Source organism: Pseudoalteromonas sp. US3C1013 (assembly GCF_048401115.1).
Taxonomy (GTDB): domain Bacteria; phylum Pseudomonadota; class Gammaproteobacteria; order Enterobacterales; family Alteromonadaceae; genus Pseudoalteromonas; species Pseudoalteromonas undina.
The window spans coordinates 102,184-124,178 of sequence record NZ_CP183076.1 but is presented as its reverse complement, the minus strand read 5'-3'; the positions used below and the strand labels follow the sequence as shown (position 1 = coordinate 124,178).

Genomic DNA, 21,995 nt, shown 5'->3' with positions numbered 1-21,995 from the left:
GCTTGTTTATTTATGCGGCACCTTGCTGCAGCTTAACCCTGCCATTAATTTTCTAGGATTACTTTTTTTGATCTCCACCGCAAATATTACGATGCAGTTTGGCGCAGAGCCGTTGTTTGAAAACATTTCAGCTAAATTTGGTAACGGTAACCGTTACGGTTTAATTGGCGCTAACGGCTGCGGCAAGTCGACATTTATGAAAATTTTAAGCGGTGCGCTTACGCCTAGTGCAGGTAATGTGTCTATTACGCCGGGGCTAAAATTAGGTAACCTAAGCCAAGATCAGTTTGCGTTTGAACAATACAGCGTAGTTGATGCGGTAATTATGGGCGACGTTGAGCTTTGGAAAGTAAAACAAGAGCGCGACCGTATTTATTCGTTGCCTGAAATGAGCGAAGAAGACGGCATGAAAGTAGCCGAGCTTGAAAGTGTATTTGCTGAAATGGACGGTTACACCGCAGAAAGCCGCGCAGAAGAAATACTACTTGATGCGGGTATCGATAAAGAATTTCATTATGGTTTAATGGCAAACGTAGCCCCTGGTTGGAAATTGCGTGTGCTTTTAGCACAGGCGCTATTTGCTAATCCTGACATTTTGCTACTTGATGAGCCAACTAATAACTTGGATATTCATACTATTACGTGGCTTGCGAATGAGCTTAACCAACGTAAATGTACCATGATTATTATTTCCCATGACCGTCACTTTTTAAACTCGGTATGTACACACATGGCCGATATTGATTACGGCGAGCTGCGTATTTACCCAGGTAACTACGAAAAGTACCTTGAAGCCTCAGGCTTACAACGCGAACAGTTATTAGCTGAAAACGCGAAAAAAAGCGCTGAAATAGACGAGCTGCAAGACTTTGTTAACCGTTTTGGTGCTAATGCCTCTAAAGCAAAACAAGCCAGCTCGCGTGCTAAAAAAATGGATAAAATTAAGCTTGATGAAGTTAAAGCATCAAGCCGTATGAGCCCGTCACTGAGCTTTGACGAAGGCAAAAAAATGTATCGCCAAGCGCTTGAGCTAACCAAGCTTGGCCATGGGTTTGACGGTGAAACGTTATTTACCGGCGGCGACTTATTGCTAGAAGCGGGTGCAAAGCTTGCGGTAATTGGCGAAAACGGTGTGGGTAAAACCACCTTTTTACGTTGTTTAGTTAACGAGCTTGAAAGTTTACACGGTGAAGTTAAATGGTCAGAAAACGCGACCTTTGGTTACTGCCCACAAGACAGCAGCAAAGACTTTGATAACGACTTAACTTTATTTGATTGGATGTCGCAGTGGCGCACAGCTAAACACAACGATTTAATGGTTCGTGGCATGTTAGGGCGTTTATTATTTACCGCAGACGATTCAAATAAAAAAGCGCGTAACTGTTCAGGTGGTGAGAAAAACCGTTTGTTATTCGGTAAGTTAATGATGCAAGACGTTAACGTACTAATAATGGATGAACCAACAAACCACATGGATATGGAAGCCATTGAAGCGCTTAACAATGCCCTAAAAGACTTTAAAGGCACACTTATTTTTGTAAGCCATGACCGTGAGTTTGTATCGTCACTAGCAACGCGTATTGTTGATATTAAAGACAAGCAAGTGATTGACTTCCAAGGTACGTTTGACGAATACCTAGCAAGCTGCGAAGAAAATAAAGTAGCTTAAGAGCTAGGTTAAAGGTTAAAGGTTAAAGAAATAGCCTAAACCATTTTAAAAGCGGTGCTTGTTTAAGCGCCGTTTTTTTGTGTATGGGGGTTTAGGGTTTAGGGTTTAGGGTTTAGGGTTTAGCACAAGCTCGTCGCTCGTAGCCTTTCACCTTTCACCTTTAGCCTTTCACCTTTAGCCTTTAGCCTTTAGCCTTTAGCCTTTAGCCTTTAGCCTTTAAATAATAAAAAAAGGAGCATTGCTGCTCCTTTTTAAATACTACTCAGGTTTATTTAATATCAAACCTATCGGCGTTCATTACTTTTACCCATGCACTTATAAAGTCGTGTACAAAACGGGTTTTGTTATCGTCTTGAGCATAAAACTCTGCTAATGCACGTAAAATTGAGTTTGAACCAAACACTAAATCAACCCGCGTAGCCGTGTACTTGGTTTTACCGCTTGCACGATCAACTATGTTGTACTCGCCTTTACTTGCAGGTTCCCAGCGGTTGTTCATGTCGGTTAAATTAACAAAGAAGTCGTTACTCAGTACGCCTACGTTTTCTGTAAATACGCCATGCTCACTATTGCCATAGTTAGTGCCCAGTACACGCATACCAGCTAGTAACACGCTCATTTCTGGCGCGGTTAAGCCCATTAATTGGCTGCGCTCCAGTAATAGCTCCTCGGCGGGTACAGCGTAGTCTTTTTTCAACCAGTTTCTAAAGCCATCATGAATTGGCTCTAATGGCTCGAATGACTCTGCGTCGGTCATATCATCAGTTGCATCGCCACGCCCTGGGGCAAATGGTACGGTTACATCAACCCCTGCCTTTTTAGCGGCTTGCTCTACTGCAGCGGTGCCGCCAAGTACAATTAAATCAGCCATACTAACAGGCTTAGTTAAGCTCGCTTGCAGTGTTTCAAGTGCGCTAAGTACCTTGGCTAAACGCGCAGGTTCGTTACCTTGCCAGTTATTTTGCGGAGCTAGGCGAATACGGGCGCCATTAGCACCACCACGATGATCGGAGCCTCTGTAAGTACGTGCACTGTCCCATGCGGTATTAATTAAGTCGGTTTCACTTAGTCCACAATTAAGTAGCTTCGCTTTTAAATCGGTTATTTCAGCGTCGCTTAGGGTGTAATCAACCGGTGGAATTGGATCTTGCCAGATTAAATCTTCGCTTGGTACATCGGCACCTAAATAGCGCGATTTTGGCCCTAAATCACGGTGAGTTAACTTAAACCATGCGCGAGCAAATACGTCAGTAAAGTACTCAAAATCGTCATTAAAACGCTCAATAATTTTACGATATGCGGGGTCGAGCTTCATTGCCATGTCGGCATCGGTCATTATTGGGTTTAAACGAATTGATGGGTCTTCCACATCAACGGGTTTATCTTCTTCTTTAATATTAACCGGCTCCCACTGATGAGCACCGGCAGGGCTTTTTGTTAGCTCCCATTCGTAATTGAGTAACAATTTACAATAGCCGTTATCCCATTTCGTTGGGTAAGTTGTCCATGCGCCCTCAATACCTGAGGTCATGGTATCGCGGCCAATGCCACGCGTTTTATGGTTATTCCAACCAAGGCCTTGCTCGTGCACGTCGGCAGCTTCTGGCTCTGGGCCTAAGTTTTCTTCTTTACCATTACCGTGAGTTTTACCTACAGTGTGGCCACCAACGGTGAGTGCTGCGGTTTCTTCGTCGTTCATGGCCATGCGGGCGAAGGTTTCGCGGACTTGATCTGCGGTTTTAAGCGGATCGGGCTTGCCATTAACCCCTTCTGGGTTTACATAAATTAAGCCCATTTGTACTGCTGCTAATGGGTTTTCCATGGTATCGGGTTTATCAACCTGGGTATATCGCTCATCACTTGGGGCCAGCCATTCTTTTTCTGCACCCCAGTAAACGTCTTTTTCTGGATGCCAAATATCTTCACGGCCGCCAGCAAAGCCAAAGGTTTTAAGTCCCATTGATTCATACGCCATATTACCGGCTAAAATAATCAGATCAGCCCATGAAAGCTTATTGCCGTATTTCTTTTTAATTGGCCACAGCAAACGGCGAGCTTTGTCGAGGTTGGCATTATCAGGCCATGAGTTAAGTGGAGCAAAACGTTGATTACCCGTACCGCCACCGCCTCGGCCATCCGCTAAACGATACGAGCCCGCAGCATGCCACGCCATACGGATCATCAGACCACCATAGTGCCCCCAATCGGCTGGCCACCACGGTTGGCTTTGAGTCATTAAATTTTTTAGGTCGGTTTTAAGTGCCTCTAAGTCGAGTGAATTAAAAGCGTCGGCGTAATTAAAGTCGCTATCGTAGGGGGTCGTTTTACTATCGTGCTGATGAAGGATGTCTAAATTCAGTGAATTTGGCCACCAATCTGTATTGGTGTTTTCAGTTGTGGTATTACTGCCATGCATAACTGGGCATTTACCCGCTTTATGATTATCCATATTGAGCTCCTTTTTAAATATAAATAAAAACGCCCATGCTTACTGCTTTTGGCATTCACCAATTGGGAGCGCTGTTATTTTTTTGCCATTATATTAATGACGTGTACGGTCTCTGCTTATTCAATATACGTGTAGCGGCTTTGATACGCTAGAGCAAGACGATGCTTTAAAACGATTACAATCATTTATAAATATGATGGTGCTGCCAGTTGTGTGCTTAATATTAAAACTTTTTATAAAATAGATGATCGTTATTAAAAATAGCCACGTAATGTATGCTGAAGGGTTTGAAAGTGACTTAGGTTATCTTAGGTGCACAGTGGAATACCCCCCTTCGCCATGAAATTATAGTTATAAAAGGTGTATAAACTATTTATGCACCTTTATTTCTTCCCTATTTTTAACTATTTGAATTTAGTTAAGTAAAAATTCAGGTAGGCACATATACACTAGGCCTTATCTCCTATTGTTCCCTGAGATGTTGATGTAGTTTTTTCCAGCCCACCTTGGGCTGGTTTTTTTTGCCTATAATTACTGCCACCCAAGTTAATGCCAGCTTCCCTATACTCACCCTAGTACCAATGATGTGCGCATGTTAGAGTTAACAAAGCGATTAATTAATTTTTTAACTAGGCATATCAATGCGTTTTTATTTTTTACTATTTATTGTTTTTATAGGTGCTTCATCTGCAGTGCAAGCTGCTGATAAAAACACCGCGACCTTGGATGAGCAACAGCAACGTGAATTAGCGCAGCTAAAAGAGCCAATGTATAAGCCATTACTTGAGCGTTATATTCTCGACGAATTAAAGTCGGTTCGCCAAGATCAACAAAAACTGCGTGAAGACGTAACCAAACAAGTTACGCATGCACAGTTAGACACCGCCGATCGGGCGCTTACCTACACCACAGATACCATTAATAATGTATTTTTTATTATTACTGCCACTGCTTCTATTTTAGTATTGGTGGGCTGGAATTCACTACGTGATGTAAAAAATAAAGTAGAAGATATAGTAAATACTCGAGTTAGTGTTATTACTGACGAGTACGAAGACCGCTTGAAAATTTTAGAAGAAAAACTGCGTGTACGTTCTGAAGAAATACTCAGTAACCAAGAACGTATATCGATCACCAACGAAGTTCATTCGTTATGGATGCGAGCCAACCTAGAAAGTGATATTGCCAATAAAATTGAAATATTCGATGAGATTTTAAAACGTAAACCAGAAGATGTAGAAGCAATTGCCTACAAAGCGGATGCATTATTAGAGCTAAATGAAACTGAGCAAGCCATTGAGCTTTGCAATCAAGCCATTGATATAGACAGTGATTATGGTTACGCCTATTGGCAAAGAGCCTGTGCGTATGCTTTAACACATGAACATGCAGATGCCCTAGCTGATATAAAAATGTCGCTTGAGTACTCGCCTAACTTACGAAACGAGCTACTTCACGAAAGTGCTTTTGCCAGCCTACATGATAACGATAGCTTTAATGCTATTGTTTCAAACGAAGCTTAGGGTCTGCTGACCCTAGCGTTTGAAGTATAAGTCTATTGATTTAGAGAGCAGCTCGTCTAGCTGCTCTTCAAAGTCTTCTATGTCAATTTCAAAATGATTTAAGTACGCTTTAGCCTGCACCTGAGATAAATTGCGGTTTTTAACGCTGTATTGGCGCTCATCTTTTTGCTTGTCGTATCGAGGTAAAAATAATAACTGCGCATAATAAGGCGATTTAATGTGCTTGTTCGCAAAGCGACAAAAGTCTTCAATGTGGTCTACGCCATCAGGGCCTAAACAGCCTGGCTCTACTCGATACATTACACGAATTTTTTTCTCGTCACTTAGCTGCATAATTAATAATTACCTAAAAAATAAAACCCTAACCACTTTACCATCTTTGATCTGATAACTTGATATAAGCTCTGAACGTTTATCTATAACGTTCGCATCCGTTGAACAGGTTTCTGACAGTTCATGGTCTATTACAATATCACCATGCACAATACGCTTGATTGGTGATGAGTGCAGACACTTAAGTTTTTTAAACATAATGCCATAACGCGCTATTAGTTTTTCTTTACCTTTAAATAATAGCTCATTCGGGAAAATATAAAACTCAACATCTTCATCATACATGCGAATAAATTCTTCAATGTTACGCGCGTTGTAAGCATTTACTAATTGCTCAACAACAGCAAGTGACTCACGCGACTGTTTTGCTTTGGCTTGTTGCTTTGCTGTGAGTGCTTCTTTTGCTTGTGTGACTGCTTGCTCAGCTTGCGCAACAGCCTGGGCTTTATCCGCTTTACTATTAGGCTGCTGAACGGGCTTTGTAGATTCGCTGCCAAGTACTTGAGAGTCATCTGCTTTTACTTTATCAACAACCGGCTTTTTTGGTGTATTAGCCTCTTGGCTTAATGTATCAAGCGCGTCTTGTTGTTGCGCTGCATTTTTTTGCTGTGTTTGTTTAGTCTCGTCCAGCGGTGTTGATTGCTCTATAGCATGACTATTTAACGTGAAAGCGGCCAATAAACAGGCACAAATAATAAATAAAGATTTCATGGATTTCCTAAGTACGAAGACTAAATACAATTAAAGCGCAACATAGCAAATTTTAGGCCTCTGAGATAGTTATTATAACGTTATAGCTAGCTACCAATACTGCTCAACCGTGATATGTCCCGGCTCTTTTCGACGATTACGCTTATAATTTTGAGCCAATAATAACTCTGTGGTGTCTTTAACCATTTGCGGATTACCACACAGCATAAATTGGGCATTATTTGGTGTAGCCCATAACCCCACGTGCTCATATAAAGCATTATTTTCAATCACAGTGGTAATTCTGCCTGCTAAGCCTTGTAAAGGCACCTCACGGCTAACAACCGGAATATAGTTGAGTTGACTAGGATGTGATTTTATTAGTTTGTTAATAAGCTCCTGATAGCTTAAATCGCTATTTTGCCGTACACCATGCACTAAATTTATGTGTTTGTATTTTTGCCATACTTCGCTCTGCTGTAACATTGATAAAAATGGCCCAATAGCTGTGCCTGTACTAAGCATCCACAATTGCTCACTCGCAGGCACTTCATCTAGAGTAAAAAAGCCAGTTGCTCGGCGCTCTATTAATACGGTGTCACCTGGTTTGAGTGTGGCTAAATGAGAAGATAGTAAACCATCAACCACATTGATGAGGTAAAACTCTAAATCAGGACTTTGTGGTGCATTAACATAAGAGTAGGCGCGAGCGATACGTTTATCACCGTCCATAATAGAGAGCTTTGTAAATTGCCCTGCTTTAAACGGCTCTACATCGGCGTGAACGGTTATGCTAAATAACGATTCATTCCACCATTTGACTGACTTTACTGTCGCATCAATCCAATTAGACATAGTTACTCCAGAGTTTAAGACGTTTTTCAGCTATCAGCTAAAACTTTAAAATTGTTCGTTTAAAAGGCAAATTTTATAACTTAAACATTAGCATTAAGTTATAAATACTGACAGGGAAATAAATGGGAAAACAACGGGCTTCGGGCTTCGGGTTTCGAGTATCGAGTATCGAGCTAGTGCTAAAACCTAGGAACATAAAGCTCGTAGCTCGAAGCCCTTGGCTCGCATCCCGCACCCCGCAACTAAATTCAGGCATAAAAAAAGCCGCATAAAATGCGGCTTTGGGGGTTTAGTCTCACTTCACTTTGGGCGTGTCTCCAAAACTTAGTGAATACGTTACCAAGGAACTGTTTAAGATTAGATAGACTCTAATGCAATTTTTACCATTTCGTTGAACGTGGTTTGACGCTCATCGGCAGGTGTTGCTTCGCCGGTGATCACGTGATCGCTTACGGTAAATAATGCCATTGCTTTTGCGCCATACTCTGCTGCTACACCGTATAGGCCAGCTGTTTCCATATCAACCGCAAGTACACCTAGTTTGTCTAGGTCTTTGTAGAAAGTGTCATCAGCTTGATAGAAAGTATCGGTAGTAAATACGTTACCTACTTTTGCATCAATGCCTAAATCTTTAGCCGCATTAACGCCGTTTAAAAGTAAATCAAAGTTAGCAATCGCTGCAAAGTCAGTACCACGAACACGGGCACGGTTCACGTTAGAATCAGTGCTTGCACCTTGTGCAAAGATTACGTCGCGAATTTTAATATCGCTGCCAATACCACCACAGGTACCAATACGGATAATATTTTTAACGCCAAAACTAACAATAAGCTCACGAGCATAAATTGACATTGAAGGAATGCCCATGCCAGAACCCATAATGCTCACTGGCTTACCTTTGTAAGTTCCAGTAAAGCCGTACATGTTACGTACGCCAGTTACTTGCACTGCATCATCTAAAAAGTTTTCAGCAATATATTGTGCGCGTAGCGGATCGCCTGGCATTAATACTGTTTCGGCAAAATCACCTACGTTTGCACTGATATGCGGAGTACTCATTGATTGTTTTCCTTTTGTTTGGCTAAAAGCCCTATTACTTTAAAAATATAGTAGCGTATTTTTAAGTTATTTAACTGTGTTCAGCTTATCAATAAAGCCATCACCATATTCTAACGCTTTTAAGTTAAACCATTGCGCAAGTGTTTGACCGATATCAGCAAAGCTATTGCGTTCACCCAGTGGCGTGTTGTTCATTCCTGGCTGATAAGCAATAACTGGAACATACTCACGAGTGTGCTCTGACCCTGGAAAGGTCGGGTCACAGCCATGATCGGCGGTGATCATTAATAAATCATCAGGCTTTAGCTGATCTAAAATAGTTGGTAAGTAATCATCAAACTCTTTTAGCGCTTTAGCATAGCCAACAGGATTTCTGCGATGGCCAAACTTTTCATCAAAATCAACTAAATTGGTAAAAATTAAACTGTGATCCTGCGCAGTGGCCATCACTTCACTGGTTTTTTCTAGCAAGTTCATTAACCCTGGCGCTTTATGCTTTTGGGTAATGCCTTGGTGCGCATAAATATCTGAAATTTTACCAATACTGATTACTTCGCCACCGTCTTTTGCAAGTACATCAAGCAATGTTGGCGAAGGCGGTAATACTGAATAATCACGACGATTACCGGTTCTGGCAAAGTCTTGACTATTTGAACCCAAAAATGGCCGCGCAATCACTCGTCCTATATTCATTTCATCAAGCAGCGCCCGTGCGATTTCGCAAACTTGATAAAGCTTCTCTAGGCCGAATGATTCTTCATGCGCGGCTATTTGAAACACACTGTCAGCTGAGGTGTAACAGATTGGTTTACCTGTTTTTACGTGCTCTTCACCTAGCTGCTCTAAAATAGTGGTTCCCGATGCATGGCAATTGCCTAAAATGCCCGGAATACCTGTACGAGCAATAAACTCGTCTACAAATTCTTGTGGGAAACTCGGTTGTGTTTTTGGGAAATACCCCCAATCAAATAACACTGGCACGCCAGCCATTTCCCAATGACCCGATGGCGTGTCTTTACCGCTTGAAAGCTCTTTTGCATAACCCCATGCACCTTGTGGCTCATTTCGGTCAGCAATTAAACAGGGTTCTTTACCAGCGGCTTCACACGCATCTACTAACCCCAGTTTTGAAAGGTTAGGAAGCGAAAGCTTACTGCCAGTTTCGTCATAATATGCCTTGAGTAAATGTGCGAATGTATTAGCACCTACATCACCGAATTTATCTGCATCGGGTGCTGCGCCAATTCCTAAACTATCCGCCATTAAGATAATTGCTCTTGCCATTGTGACCTCACATCTGTTCTAGGTGGTTACTTTATCTGCTCTTCGATTTTTCCGTACAGGACATAAGTCCTGTTTCATAAAACCTAAACATTATAAATTTGCACTCTTAAGCGAAGCAAAAGAGATTAATCGTGTCTTTTTTGCTATTGTGATCTACCAACAATATATCCTTCTGTGTGGGTGAGAACTTTAGTGACACGAACTATTATAGCTATTGCAGGCGCATCGGCGTCCGGCAAATCTCTATTTAGCCAAACAATTTATAATGAATTGGTAAATGAGCTTGAACCAGGCGCTATCGCCATTATTGAAGAAGATGCTTATTACAAGGATCAATCGCATTTGCCGATGGCACATCGTACGCAAACGAATTACGACCATCCTGATGCATTTGAACACGAACTAATGCTTGAGCATTTAACACAACTTCGTAATGGCCACTCTGTTGAAGTACCAACTTATGATTATGCCCAACATACACGCAGCGATAAAACACGCCGTGTGGCTTCGGCTAAAATACTCATTGTAGAAGGTATTTTATTACTGAGCGATAAAGCGCTTAATAAAGAATTTGATATCAAGGTGTTTATAGATACACCGCTAGATATTTGTTTAATGCGCCGAATGCAACGCGACATGGAACAAAGAGGCAGAACATTACAATCTGTTGTTGAGCAATATCAAGCAACTGTTAGACCGATGTTTTATCAATTTATTGAGCCTTCAAAGCATAACGCTGATTTAGTTGTGACTCGAGGCGGTATGAATCGCGTTGCGATTGATATTATAAAAAGTAAAATAAAGTACATTTTACAAGAATAACAACGGGAAACGTTTGTATGACAACATTTATGAGCTTAGTAGGCATGATGGTGCTACTAGGCATTGCCTTTGCAGCCTCAACTAATCGCAAAGCAATAAAACTAAGAACCGTGGGTATCGCATTTTTAATGCAAGTGATTATCGGCGGATTTGTACTGTTTTTTGAAGCAGGCAAAAATGTATTAGCGAGTATGTCTCGCGCCGTTTCATCGGTTATTGGTTATGCCAACGATGGAATTAGCTTTTTATTTGGCCCATTAGCTTCGCAAGATACGCTAGGGTTTATTTTTGCAATTCAAGTATTGCCCGTTATTGTGTTTTTCTCAGCGTTGGTTGCTGTGTTATATCACTTAGGCATTATGGATTGGATTATTAAAATTTTGGGTGGCGGTTTACAAAAATTATTGAAAACCTCACGCACCGAGTCGCTTTCAGCCACAGCAAATATTTTTGTTGGTCAAACTGAAGCGCCTTTAATTGTTAAACCGTTTATTGCAACCATGACCAAGTCGGAATTGTTTGCAGTAATGGTTGGTGGTTTAGCCACCGTAGCAGGCTCTGTAATGGCCGGTTATGTAATTATTGGTGTTGACCTTAAGTATTTAATTGCAGCCAGCTTTATGGCGGCACCAGGTGGTTTCTTAATGGCAAAAATGATAGTGCCAGAGACAGAAACACCTAAAGATGATTTAGCCGAGATAGATTTAGGCGATGACAAACCGGTTAATGTTATTGATGCAGCAGCATCAGGCGCAGCAAACGGTATGCAGTTGGCACTTAACGTAGGTGCAATGCTACTTGCTTTCGTTGCGTTAATTGCTTTATTAAACGGTTTATTAGGCGGTATTGGTGGGTTGTTTGATTACCCTACATTAACGCTACAAGAAATTTTAGGCTACTTATTTGCCCCTGTTGCATGGTTACTAGGAGTACCGTGGAATGAGGCAATTATAGCCGGCAGCTTTATTGGTCAAAAGTTAGTGGTAAATGAGTTTGTTGCTTACTTAGACTTTATAAATTATCGCGATACGTTAAGTGCGCATACACAAGCAATTGTTACTTTTGCATTGTGTGGCTTTGCTAACTTATCATCGATAGCCATTTTACTAGGTGGATTAGGCGGTATGGCGCCTAGTCGGCGAAAGGATATCGCACGCTTAGGGCTCAGAGCAGTGTTAGCAGGATCTATGGCTAACCTTATGAGCGCAGCAATTGCTGGGTTTTTCCTCTCGCTAGCTTAGAAACTTAATGAGATGATCCATCTGTTGCAAAACAATAGGATAGCGCTTTAAGGGGTTAAAGCACTATCTGACTTGAACGATACTTCACCAAGGGCCGCAAGGCCCTTTTATCGTTTTAGCCCCCCTACTTTAAACCCTTTTAATATCTTCGTTAATTCTCACGTTCTCTCTACGATTAATACCAATTCGCTTAGTTAAGTAGTCTATTTTGAGGCTGGAAAACGCATTGATAGCAAGGCAGAAAATTGGCTATTTAGTTGTTCTCGGCAATTGCTCCTGCATTGCTCTACCTTCTGCATCCATGCAGTCGTAAATGAGAATTTTTTAACGCAGGTAGCGACACGTTTACCCCCGTAAAATGATTAAGTATTATTGCGGATTGGTATAAATTCAGCACAGGCAAAGTGTTAAAGTCATCAGAAAAAGTGGCCCAGAGGCTAACTAGCGGTGAAATGCTATGCGTTCAACTATGATGTCAGATAGCGATGAATTTAATTTTTAACGTAACGGTTAATGTAAGGTTTATACTCAGATTCAGCTTTAAGTTGCTTTAATGCTTGATTAAAACGTTCCACCACCACGGGTGAGGCAGCCTTATTAAAACCAATATAATTGCCTTTTAGCTCATCTACATGAATTTGTTTAAGCTTTACTAAATCATCTCTAGAGTAGCCAAATGGTTCAGTTTGGTGGCCTATGGTAAAGTCAGATCCAATAATTAAATCGATACGTTTTTTAAAAAACAAACGCATAAATGAGTCTGCTTCACTAAATAGCAATAAGTTTTTATCAGCTACAAACCCAAGTCGACGCACCAGCATTTCATAAATATCGCCTCGCACTATGCCTAACGAATAGTTCTTAGCTTGGGTGATATCGTCCATGACAATATGTTCACTGGTTTTTAATTTATAAAAATAGGTTTGATTTGACACCAAGGGTCCAACCCATTTAAAAAGAGGTTCTCGCTCTTGCGTTTTTGCCAAAGAAAAAATGGCTGACTGCGGGTTACTTTGCACTAAGTGGTAAGCACGCTTCCAAGGTAGCATTATAAACTCGCACTCTAGCGCTGCACGGGCACAGGTATCTTTTACTATGTCATGATTGATACCCACCAATTGGCCAGTGCTATCTTGAAAGTTATACGGAGGAAAACTTTCGGTATAAATAACCAGTTTAGGCTCAGCAGCCTGAATTTTTTGGCTAAATAACAGCACAAAAGCTAATAGTATAAATTTATAGATACACACCCCCTATGATTTAAGTAATAACTTTAACCTAGAAAACTCGTAGAGACTATTAATTTATAACGCTGTTTGTAATGTTAAAATAGCAGATGACGTAAATAGAAATAAAAATGACTGGAGTGTTAAAGCGGTAGTGGGATGTTCTTAAATTTTGGGCACAAAAAAAGCGCCTTAAGCGCTTTTTTTCATTTTACTTAAAAAGTAAAATTATAGAGCTGTGATGTTATCAGCTTGAGGACCTTTTTGACCTTGTGAAAGAGTGAACTCTACACGTTGGCCTTCAGCTAAAGTTTTGAAACCTTCGCTTTTGATTGCTGAGAAATGTGCGAAAACGTCTGGACCGTTTTCTTGCTCGATGAAACCAAAACCTTTAGACTCGTTGAACCACTTAACTGTACCTGATACGATGTTAGACATAGTATTATTCCTGATATAAAAAATTAAATTGTGCCCTAATGGGCGGTGTAGCAAAAAATGAGATGGTACTTAAAAACTTCAGGACGGTACTACAAGTATTACTTATACAACAACGAAATGGAGATTTATAAATTATCATGCTTTCTTTCTAGCTGCGGCCTACTATATAGAGTTACTGTGACAAGTCAACCCTTTACGCGATTTAATTAATAAAATAACCCTCGCAACCCACTTTACATGTTAAGCACTTGTTTAAGCAGCTTAAAATTCAAATTCTAACGCCATTCTAAAGCTATGATTCTTCTCTGACTGGCTGATTTCAGTAATAAAACCGGCTTCCCACTTTAATTGTTTTTGTCCATCAAAGCGGTGCAAGCCTATAAACCCTGGGCCAATACCCACAAAGTCTTCACCAAGATAAACCTCAACCGCGGGCTGAAAAGCAGACAAGTATCGGTAGCGATATTGCGCTCTAAACTCGCTTTCCCATTCGTTTTCTATATCTTGCCCCCATTCGTATACTAAAAAAGCATTCATGGTGAGGCTTGCACGACCAAACTCTTTTTCAATTACAAAACCAGAGGTTGCTTCGTATGCGTCGGCGTCATGCTGTTTTTCAAATTCAAATAACGCGCCCCAATCAGCCCATAGCCTGCCCTGCTCTATTAACTGCCAACGAAGCTCTAACTCATACGCTTGCAAGCCAAAGTCACCGTTATCATCGCGCTCACCCACGATGTAGCCTTCCAATGCCATGGTGTCGTTTATTGCGCCGCCTAAGCCAACGCGCTGCGCTAAAATATTACCACTATCAGTTTGATGCGACACAAGCCGCCATTCTAGCTCGCGCTCAAACGGCAACACATACGGGTGATAAACTTTATCTACTACTATGCCATCAGCATAAGCCAGCTTAGGTATTAATAAACAAAAACCAATTAATACAGTGGCTGCAAATAGGTTTATTGCTTTCATGATTTTTCCTTAGTGATTGATTTAGGAATAAAATAACAAACAGATAAAAATAACACGCTGCTCAACGCATAGCTTAAAACACTGGTTAAATTAGGCGTAGCCTCATAACCAATCAGAGCGCGCAATACTCGTCCAAACTCTGAGTTTTCGGTTAAAATGGCACGTAAATCCCATACGGTTACCGTTGTTGCTATCAAATCAATTTGGCTCGCCAAATCAAGCGCCACAACTAGTTTTGCCGCACTATTTAATGCTAACAATACCAATAAAGGGGTAAGTCCAAAGCGCTGTTTGATTGCACTCAATAAAAAATACAACAACACGCTAAAGCTGCTACATATTCCCAAGCCTAAAAAAGTGCCAATAAATAAACTTTGAGCCGCTTCGTTGTTTTGCCAAAAGCCAATCAGGTAAATAATGTAGTGACTTAAATAAAGTGTCATTACGCTGATAATCGCAATCATAAAAGCAGCTGTTGCTTGTTTAATGGCGTAGTACAGTGCACTAATAAAAATTAAAATACACAAACCAATTTGGGCATATTCTAAACCCTGATAGTCAAACAAGGGGCTAATTAACGGCGCACTTTTTACAAACAAAAATGAAAGCCCGATCCCTAAAATAAGCCCTCCCAGCAATTTCATTAAACTTTGCTTGGCTACAACTTGCAGTAAAATAAGTAAAATGGCCACCGGCAGTAACTGGTTTAGACTCATCACTAGGCTAGTTATTAGCATTAGAGCGCTCCTTTTCAGTTACTATGACAGCACCACGCGCCGTATTGGGCGAAAACTCGCCAAAAAATTCATAGCGCCCAGGGATTAACGGCCCGATATAAATAACGCTTTTGCGCTTAGGGTAAAGTACTTTCTCTCGATTGAGATCGAAACTGTCGAACTCTTCAGGCGTACTATCTTGATTTTCGATTAACAAGCGTACCTTTTTATTGGCCGGTACGACGATTTCTGCGGGGTAAAACAAATGATCTTTAAGCACAATAAGATAGTCTTTACTGGCGGCGTTAAATGATAAAAATACACAACAATATAAGTAAGGCCTAATAAGTCGTTTAATCACATTTAGCTCCTGCAAAAACTACCTGTACTTTTAAGCCACCCAAATCACTATCCGTTAAGTGAATTTCAGCGCGATAAATAGCAATAATATGCTGCACTATTGCCATGCCTAAACCCGCACCTTGTTCACCCGAAGGGTGTTGGTCACCGCCAACACGATAGAAGCGATTAAATATCCGTTGTTTTTGATCGTCCGTCATACCTGGGCCACTGTCTTCTATTTGCCAAATACGCTGCTTGTGCATCTGCTTTAGAGTTATTTTTATTTGTCCATTAGCTGGTGCGTACTTTATGGCATTGCTAAGTAGGTTTGAAATCAACGTCACCAAGGTAAATTCATCACCGTTAATGATAAAGTCATCTCCCTCAAGACTAATAGTGTGGTTTTTAGCCTCTATTTTTTCATACAACTGGCTAACTACTTCTTGCGTGATCGCTAATAATGATTGCTCCTTAAACTGTTTTTGCCACTGCTCTGGCTGAGTACGCCCTAGTATTAGCATTTGCTCTACTATATTGGACAGTCGATTAATACCTTGAGTCATGGCTTGTAATTCTTGGTTATCGCCTTGTTGTGCAGCCAAATTATGCACATTAATTTTTAAACTGCTCAGGGGAGTACGTAATTCATGTGCCGCATCAGAGGCAAAAAAACGCTCTCGTAAATAGGCGGTTTCTACGCGTTTAAATAAATCGTTTAAGCGGCTGATCACCGGTTTTATCTCTTCATCAGTCACCTGCCAATTGATCGCAGTGAAATCATTTGCTTGACGCAGAGCTAACTGTTTTGATAAACGGGTTAATGGTGCCAGTGCATATTTAACAAAAAAGCTAATAAATAGCGCAAGCAAAGGAACCGCCCAAAGCATAGGCAACATGGCTGATAAAATCACCGCCTCGGCAAGTTCAAATCGCTTAGCAATCGGCTCGGCAACAATCACGGTGCGTAAAGAAGTAACAAAAACGAATACCCGCATTCGCTGCCCTGCAATATTAAGCGTTTGAAAACCCGCTTGATACTGGCTCAAATCAAGATTTAATTCGTCAGAGCCACTAAGGAGCTCACCAGCTTGCCAAATTTGATACAGTAACTGGGCGCTTTCTTGCATTTTTGGCGCCATGGCGTTTATAGATAAAGGCTGTTGCATCAACACTCCAGCGACTACTTTTAGCTCACTATCAAGTAGTTGCTCACCATGGCTCATACTTTTTTGATAGCCTTTGACTAAAGCTAAAAAGCACGTTAACACCATCATTGATAGTAAAATAAGAGTTAAACGCTTACGAATTGACATAGAGTATGGTTACCTTTGTAAATTCAAGTTTGTGCAATCTAGGGGCGTTTTAATCACGTGAACTATCTCTTTCCCACGACATAACCAATACCGCGGAGAGTTTTAATAAAATCGCTGGGGAATTTTTTTCGTAGGTGATGAATATGCACTTCAATGGTGTTAGAGCCAACCTCTTCACCCCACTGGTACAGCTTGTTCTCTAACTGCTGTTTAGATTGCACGCGACCTTGGTTTTCCAATAGTGCCTTTAGCAGCATGTATTCTTTTCGTGGCAGAGAAAGCAGCTCATTGCTGAGTGTGACACTATGCGCTGACGTGTCCATAGTCACTTCACCACACTGTAATAAACTCGACTGAGCTTGATTTACTCGTCGGCTCGCTACGCGCAAACGAGCAAATAATTCGGCTGGTTCAAATGGCTTAGCTAAATAATCATCAGCGCCCATATCAAGCCCTTGCACCTTGTCATCTATGCTACTTCGTGCAGTTAGTATAACCACCGGAATCACTTTTTTTTGCGCTTTTATGTGCTTTAGAATTTGTGAACCATCACCATCGGGTAAACCTAGGTCAAGTATAACCAACTCTATTTCACCACTGCCTAAGCATTGCAATGCATGCTTAACCGTTGCGCTATGCTCTACACTGTAGCCTTCTTGGCGCAATGAGCGGCAAAGCCCTTGCGCCACAAGATGATCATCTTCAACTAATAATAAATGCATTGTTTATTTTGTTATCTCTTTAGTTTTTTATCTACTTTAGCTAATAAAGAGCTAATTGCTTGTTGACGATATTTATCAGCTTTAGCACGAGTATCACGAATACCTGCTGCTTGCGCAACTAACAAATGGGCTTTAGCTTGCTGATATTCACGTTCGTCATATAAAAACTCACCATACAAGTAGTTAGTATCAATGCCTTTTTTGTTAAAAGCGAGCGCTTGCTTAAAAAACTTGTCGGCGGTGTCATCATCACCAAAACCAATAGGCCACCCCGGTACTTTACTGTATAAGGTTGCTAGGCTGGCATACGCTGAGCCACCTAAAGCACTGTCGTCTATTTTAAGGGCTTGCTCTAATGACGCTTTTGCATCTTTAGCATAGCCCAGCGCCCCTAATCCGCCCTTTGCGCCAGCAAAACTGGCCAGTACAATGCCGTTCCACGTATAGCTATTTGCTGAATCAGGGTAGCTTTCAATAAATTGAGCACTTTGCTCACTTAGTTGAGTAAAGGCTTTGATTTGTGCATCATCTTTAAGCTCATAATTAGCGACCGCCCACTGCTGTTGAATAGCGAGTAAATCGCTTTGTTCGTCAGCAAATACCGGCGATGAAAACACACTAACAATGCTTAAATAAGCTACTAAAGTAAATTTTTTCATAATAAATCCTCTATTAACCTAAAAACTGTTTTATTTTAGGGAGCTGTTTAGCAATTGCGTTATCCACAATACGTGGAAAAACGCCATTGATACGTGCAAAAAGTTTCTCAGGAAAGCCAATAAATCGTCTGGTTTTATTTGAGTTTAATAACGCAACTAACTCATCAGCCACCAACTGCGGGGAGTCCATTTGATTACCAAGCGCCTTATTCATTGCTCGGGTTTGTGCATCATTAATATCTGTATCGGTTGCTCTTGGTGCTAAATAACTAACTTTAACGGGTGTATCTGAAAGCTCTCGTGATAGCGCTTCGCTAAAACCACGTAAACCGAACTTACTAGCACAGTAAAGTGTTTGATATGGGTAACCTATACTGCCAAATGACGACCCAACATTAACTATGGAGCCTTTATTCGCGTGCAATTGCGCTAAAAACAGCTGACATAATTTCATAGGGACGGCTAAATTAGTGCTCAGTAGATTATCAATTTGCTCACTACTCGATGCACTTAAGCTTTGCATTACATTAATGCCTGCATTGTTTATGAGTAACTTAGCGCCCCCTAATTTTTTGGCTTTAATGGCGAGTGCCAACATGTTTTCGGCAATCGTTAAGTCCCCCACAAAAACCATACTACCGGGACATTGGCTACTTAGCGTATTGAGGGCATCACTATTTCGCCCCACCAAGAGTAGTTGCCAACCTTGGCCGTATAGTGTTTTGGCAATGGCTTGACCAATTCCACCTGTCGCACCAGTTAATACACATAAGCCGGTATTCATGCGTGTTGCTCTTGTGCTGATGCTTTAAAAAACGGCTCGTCGTCTAAAGCGCGAAAAATATCGCCGTACAAACGGTAAAAACATTTTGCGCCATGTAAAATAGCCTGCTGATCCGCCTCGTCAGTAATTTGATTCATTAAGTTTTCAAAAAACTTAACATGCTCTATATCAAGCGCGCCGTGAGAGGTTAAATAGCTAAACGCTTTTTTAGGAAGCCCTATTGCATTCGCTATGTTTGATGCGGCTCCATCAGCAAGCGCAATTGAGGTCCCCTCTAATACGTGAACCATACCAAAAAAGCTAAGCGGATTTTTACGTGCAATACTATCGTAGGCATACGACACCATCATTTCAGTGGCGAATTGTGGCTGACTATAGCGCACACTTTCTTTATCAAACCCACAGGCTGCAATGTCGTTTAGCACCCACTCTTGATGACCAATTTCTTCTTCAATATATTCAGCTACCGCTTCACGTAACCATTCTTGCTCATCAGTTAAACGTGCGCCAAGTGACATCATTAAAGGAACAGTGTGTTTTACATGATGATAAGCCTGCGCTAAAAACGAGGCATACTCTTCAAGCGTTGCTTGTTCGTTAAATACACGCTGTATAATTGGCGCAGCTAATAAGTACTCACGCTCGTTTTGAGTTTGTGCTTTTAATGTATTAAAAAAATCACTCATGGATCACTTCTCCAAGTCGGTAAAACTGTTCAAAAATAGGGCTGTAGTGCTGGCTAATTGCCGCTCGTTTAGGGCGATTATTAGCGGTTAATAATCCTTGCTGCTCGTTTAAAGGTTGGGCCAAACGATGCCACTTTTTAATCTGTGCGTAGTCAGGAAGTTGCTGGTTTACTGTTTTTAAATGTGCTTTTAATTGCTCATCACTAAATCCGGGAGCCGCATAAATAAGCGCGCTTAAAAATGGCTGGCTTTCACCAAACACCACCGCTTGCTGTATCGCACTTTGGCTTAAAATTAATGATTCAGGCCATTCGGCGCTAACATTACGCCCCATACTGGTGATGATCAGATTTTTTACTCGCCCTTTTATGTACAGCTTATTATTACGCTTAGATACTAAGTCGCCAGTGGCGTACCAGGTATTTGGGTTATGCGGCGCTTGATTTAAATACCCTAAAAATAACGCTCCTTTAATAAATAACTCACCATTTTCAACTTTCGTTTCAACGTGCCCTAATACTTCACCAGCGCTATTTATGTCGTCATAGTTGGGGGTGTTTAAACTCACTACTGAAGCAGCCTCGGACAAACCATACCCTTGATAAACCGGTAGGTTATATTCTCGTGCAGTTAAAATTAAAGATTCACTAACCCGTGCTCCGCCAACAGCAATAAACTTAAGTGACTTTGGTGGCTGCCAGCCTTGCTTTGCAAAGGCAACTAAACACGTTAATAACTCAGGCACTAAAATAAGGGTGTTAGGTTTCACACTATCGATTGCACCAATGAGTTTGTTAGGGTTTTTTAACCCTGAGCCAACAAAACCTAATTCGTTTAGCGGCATTAAATGTACACAACCGCCACTTAACAAAGGCGCATACACACCCGCTATATTTTCCAATAGTACTGGCAGCGGAAGTAAGCATAAATGCACGGGGTTACTAATGTTTATTTGCTCACATAATGACTGAGCTACCTGCATCTGGCTTTGTGTTGATAAGCACACCCCTTTTGGCTCACCAGTAGAACCTGAAGTAAATGTAATTTTTTGCGTACCAGTAAAATAGTCCACGGGCTCAATCGCATCGAGCTGATAAATATAAAGGGTATAATGCTCAAATAATGTTACCGACAATGAATGCTTACCAAGCGAATGACGAGGCATATCACTAATAAAAAACTGCGCACCGCATTGCGCTAGCACATACTGTGTTTGCTGCTGACTAAAAAAATGGGCGATAGGCACCGCAACCTTGTTTGCAGCACTGGTTGCGGCATCAACAACCAGCCAAGCTGGAGTATTATCAAGCTGGAAGGCAATTGCACCAGAATCTAAAGCGTTAAAAATAGCTGTCAGCTTATTAGTTTCTTGTTGTAACTCCAAAACGCTAATAGGCATCACTTTATTGGCTAAGTAACTAACAACCACTGGCTCATTCGCTACCTTATTAATATTATTTAATAGGCTCATAAGCTCTCCAACGCAGTCATCAAGGCATTAATTTGTTGTGTATTTTGCTGTTTAATATTTAACAGCATGGGTGTGTTAAGTACTTGCTGATGTGCCTGCGCTAAATTAACAATGCACACCGTAGGCTGATTCTCATAATAGCTACCCCAGCTCTTTGGCTGATCTACTACAGTGCTATTAGCCAGTGCAATTTCGTTGCAGGTAACACCTAGTAGGCGCAGTAAGGCGCGTACTTTTTTGGTAGCGCAAAACACTAAGTAGCTCGCGCCAAAGCCGAGCAAAGCTTCATTTACAATAATAAAATGAGATAGCGTGGCTTTACGATGTGTTGAGCAAAGGTTACCTAGCTCAAACACCTTATTTCGCGGTGTGCCTGGTGGTAAAAATTGTTCAATGGCCGCAGCTAAATATTGTTCAATGAATAAAGGGGAAGTAGCGTTTCTGAGCCCTAATGTGCAATGCCCTTGCACAGTTTTATACTGACAGAGTAATGGCATAAATGAGGTTAGGCTTGCATTATACGCAGTGAAAAAGCCTTGTTTTACTGTATCTTCAAGGCGCTGACGGTGTTTATCACTTTGTGTAGCACTAACAAAATGAAAAGGCTGTTGAAACAGCGCAGCTGAGGAGTGATGTTGAGCTAGTTGCATATAAGCATCGCCTGTATTAAATCTATAGATAAAATTTAATCAGTGAAACTTAAATAAAACTTAAGGTAAGTTAATTTTTAAAAATAAA

22 protein-coding genes are annotated in these 21,995 nt (G+C 41.1%); 4 read left to right on the top strand and 18 right to left on the bottom strand.

What is annotated here, in order from left to right:
* Nucleotides 1-67 precede the first annotated feature (67 nt).
* Nucleotides 68-1,669 (top strand): ABC-F family ATPase, encoded by a 1,602-nt coding sequence (locus ACNSN2_RS16025; RefSeq protein WP_010389550.1) that lies wholly within the window; start codon nucleotides 68-70, stop codon nucleotides 1,667-1,669.
* Between the two features lie 268 nt (nucleotides 1,670-1,937).
* On the opposite strand, the gene katG is transcribed toward ACNSN2_RS16025, so the two are convergent.
* The gene (gene katG, locus ACNSN2_RS16020; protein WP_418609113.1) at nucleotides 1,938-4,118 is read right to left on the bottom strand and encodes a catalase/peroxidase HPI; all 2,181 of its coding nucleotides are present in this window, start codon (nucleotides 4,116-4,118) and stop codon (nucleotides 1,938-1,940) included.
* A 641-nt stretch (nucleotides 4,119-4,759) separates the two neighbouring features.
* Between katG and ACNSN2_RS16015 the strand changes: the two genes are divergently transcribed.
* A complete protein-coding gene (locus ACNSN2_RS16015) occupies nucleotides 4,760-5,641 on the top strand; it encodes a tetratricopeptide repeat protein (RefSeq protein ID WP_008112666.1) in 882 nt (293 codons plus the stop codon).
* 12 nt (nucleotides 5,642-5,653) lie between these two features.
* Here the strand turns inward: ACNSN2_RS16015 and ACNSN2_RS16010 are convergent, their stop codons facing one another.
* From ACNSN2_RS16010 to ACNSN2_RS15990, 5 genes are all read right to left on the bottom strand, one after another.
* Nucleotides 5,654-5,974 (bottom strand): hypothetical protein, encoded by a 321-nt coding sequence (locus tag ACNSN2_RS16010; protein ID WP_008112665.1) that lies wholly within the window; start codon nucleotides 5,972-5,974, stop codon nucleotides 5,654-5,656.
* A 9-nt stretch (nucleotides 5,975-5,983) separates the two neighbouring features.
* Nucleotides 5,984-6,685, bottom strand: coding sequence for a nuclear transport factor 2 family protein (locus tag ACNSN2_RS16005; protein ID WP_054201473.1), 702 nt, complete (start codon nucleotides 6,683-6,685; stop codon nucleotides 5,984-5,986).
* A 90-nt stretch (nucleotides 6,686-6,775) separates the two neighbouring features.
* Nucleotides 6,776-7,519 carry a ferredoxin--NADP reductase gene (locus ACNSN2_RS16000; RefSeq protein ID WP_054201474.1) on the bottom strand — a complete coding sequence of 248 codons (744 nt, stop codon included), beginning with the start codon at nucleotides 7,517-7,519 and terminating at the stop codon, nucleotides 6,776-6,778.
* Between the two features lie 357 nt (nucleotides 7,520-7,876).
* Nucleotides 7,877-8,578, bottom strand: a complete 702-nt coding sequence (deoD, locus tag ACNSN2_RS15995; protein ID WP_008110728.1) for a purine-nucleoside phosphorylase — start codon at nucleotides 8,576-8,578, stop codon at nucleotides 7,877-7,879.
* A 66-nt stretch (nucleotides 8,579-8,644) separates the two neighbouring features.
* Entirely contained in the window at nucleotides 8,645-9,862 is a 1,218-nt protein-coding gene (locus tag ACNSN2_RS15990) for a phosphopentomutase (RefSeq protein WP_008467026.1), read from the bottom strand.
* A gap of 192 nt (nucleotides 9,863-10,054) precedes the next feature.
* On the opposite strand from ACNSN2_RS15990, the gene udk reads away from it, so the two are divergent.
* Entirely contained in the window at nucleotides 10,055-10,684 is a 630-nt protein-coding gene (gene udk, locus ACNSN2_RS15985; protein WP_008110733.1) for a uridine kinase, read from the top strand.
* 17 nt (nucleotides 10,685-10,701) lie between these two features.
* Entirely contained in the window at nucleotides 10,702-11,925 is a 1,224-nt protein-coding gene (locus ACNSN2_RS15980) for a NupC/NupG family nucleoside CNT transporter (RefSeq protein WP_008110735.1), read from the top strand.
* Between the two features lie 491 nt (nucleotides 11,926-12,416).
* On the opposite strand, the gene ACNSN2_RS15975 is transcribed toward ACNSN2_RS15980, so the two are convergent.
* The 12 genes from ACNSN2_RS15975 to ACNSN2_RS15920 form a co-directional block, all read right to left on the bottom strand.
* Nucleotides 12,417-13,142: a substrate-binding periplasmic protein gene (locus ACNSN2_RS15975; RefSeq protein WP_418609115.1), complete on the bottom strand. Its 726-nt coding sequence runs from the start codon at nucleotides 13,140-13,142 to the stop codon at nucleotides 12,417-12,419.
* Nucleotides 13,143-13,379: 237 nt separating this feature from the next.
* The gene (locus tag ACNSN2_RS15970; RefSeq protein WP_008467029.1) at nucleotides 13,380-13,589 is read right to left on the bottom strand and encodes a cold-shock protein; all 210 of its coding nucleotides are present in this window, start codon (nucleotides 13,587-13,589) and stop codon (nucleotides 13,380-13,382) included.
* Nucleotides 13,590-13,850: 261 nt separating this feature from the next.
* Nucleotides 13,851-14,564: a hypothetical protein gene (locus ACNSN2_RS15965; protein WP_010388689.1), complete on the bottom strand. Its 714-nt coding sequence runs from the start codon at nucleotides 14,562-14,564 to the stop codon at nucleotides 13,851-13,853.
* Nucleotides 14,561-15,301 (bottom strand): iron transporter, encoded by a 741-nt coding sequence (locus tag ACNSN2_RS15960; RefSeq protein ID WP_418609117.1) that lies wholly within the window; start codon nucleotides 15,299-15,301, stop codon nucleotides 14,561-14,563. The genes ACNSN2_RS15965 and ACNSN2_RS15960 overlap by 4 nt, the downstream gene beginning before the upstream one ends.
* Nucleotides 15,288-15,641 carry a cupredoxin domain-containing protein gene (locus ACNSN2_RS15955; protein WP_010388691.1) on the bottom strand — a complete coding sequence of 118 codons (354 nt, stop codon included), beginning with the start codon at nucleotides 15,639-15,641 and terminating at the stop codon, nucleotides 15,288-15,290. The genes ACNSN2_RS15960 and ACNSN2_RS15955 overlap by 14 nt, the downstream gene beginning before the upstream one ends.
* A complete protein-coding gene (locus ACNSN2_RS15950; protein WP_075170098.1) occupies nucleotides 15,634-16,935 on the bottom strand; it encodes an ATP-binding protein in 1,302 nt (433 codons plus the stop codon). The genes ACNSN2_RS15955 and ACNSN2_RS15950 overlap by 8 nt, the downstream gene beginning before the upstream one ends.
* A 62-nt stretch (nucleotides 16,936-16,997) precedes the next feature.
* Nucleotides 16,998-17,657, bottom strand: a complete 660-nt coding sequence (locus ACNSN2_RS15945) for a response regulator transcription factor (protein ID WP_055011598.1) — start codon at nucleotides 17,655-17,657, stop codon at nucleotides 16,998-17,000.
* Between the two features lie 11 nt (nucleotides 17,658-17,668).
* Nucleotides 17,669-18,316, bottom strand: a complete 648-nt coding sequence (locus ACNSN2_RS15940; protein WP_138740677.1) for a hypothetical protein — start codon at nucleotides 18,314-18,316, stop codon at nucleotides 17,669-17,671.
* A gap of 13 nt (nucleotides 18,317-18,329) precedes the next feature.
* Entirely contained in the window at nucleotides 18,330-19,100 is a 771-nt protein-coding gene (locus tag ACNSN2_RS15935) for an SDR family oxidoreductase (RefSeq protein ID WP_418609119.1), read from the bottom strand.
* Entirely contained in the window at nucleotides 19,097-19,786 is a 690-nt protein-coding gene (locus tag ACNSN2_RS15930; protein WP_418609121.1) for a TenA family transcriptional regulator, read from the bottom strand. The genes ACNSN2_RS15935 and ACNSN2_RS15930 overlap by 4 nt, the downstream gene beginning before the upstream one ends.
* Nucleotides 19,779-21,257, bottom strand: coding sequence for an AMP-binding protein (locus ACNSN2_RS15925; RefSeq protein ID WP_138595421.1), 1,479 nt, complete (start codon nucleotides 21,255-21,257; stop codon nucleotides 19,779-19,781). Before ACNSN2_RS15925 ends, ACNSN2_RS15930 begins: the two co-directional genes overlap by 8 nt.
* The gene (locus ACNSN2_RS15920; protein WP_418609123.1) at nucleotides 21,254-21,907 is read right to left on the bottom strand and encodes a thermostable hemolysin; all 654 of its coding nucleotides are present in this window, start codon (nucleotides 21,905-21,907) and stop codon (nucleotides 21,254-21,256) included. Before ACNSN2_RS15920 ends, ACNSN2_RS15925 begins: the two co-directional genes overlap by 4 nt.
* Nucleotides 21,908-21,995 lie beyond the last annotated feature (88 nt).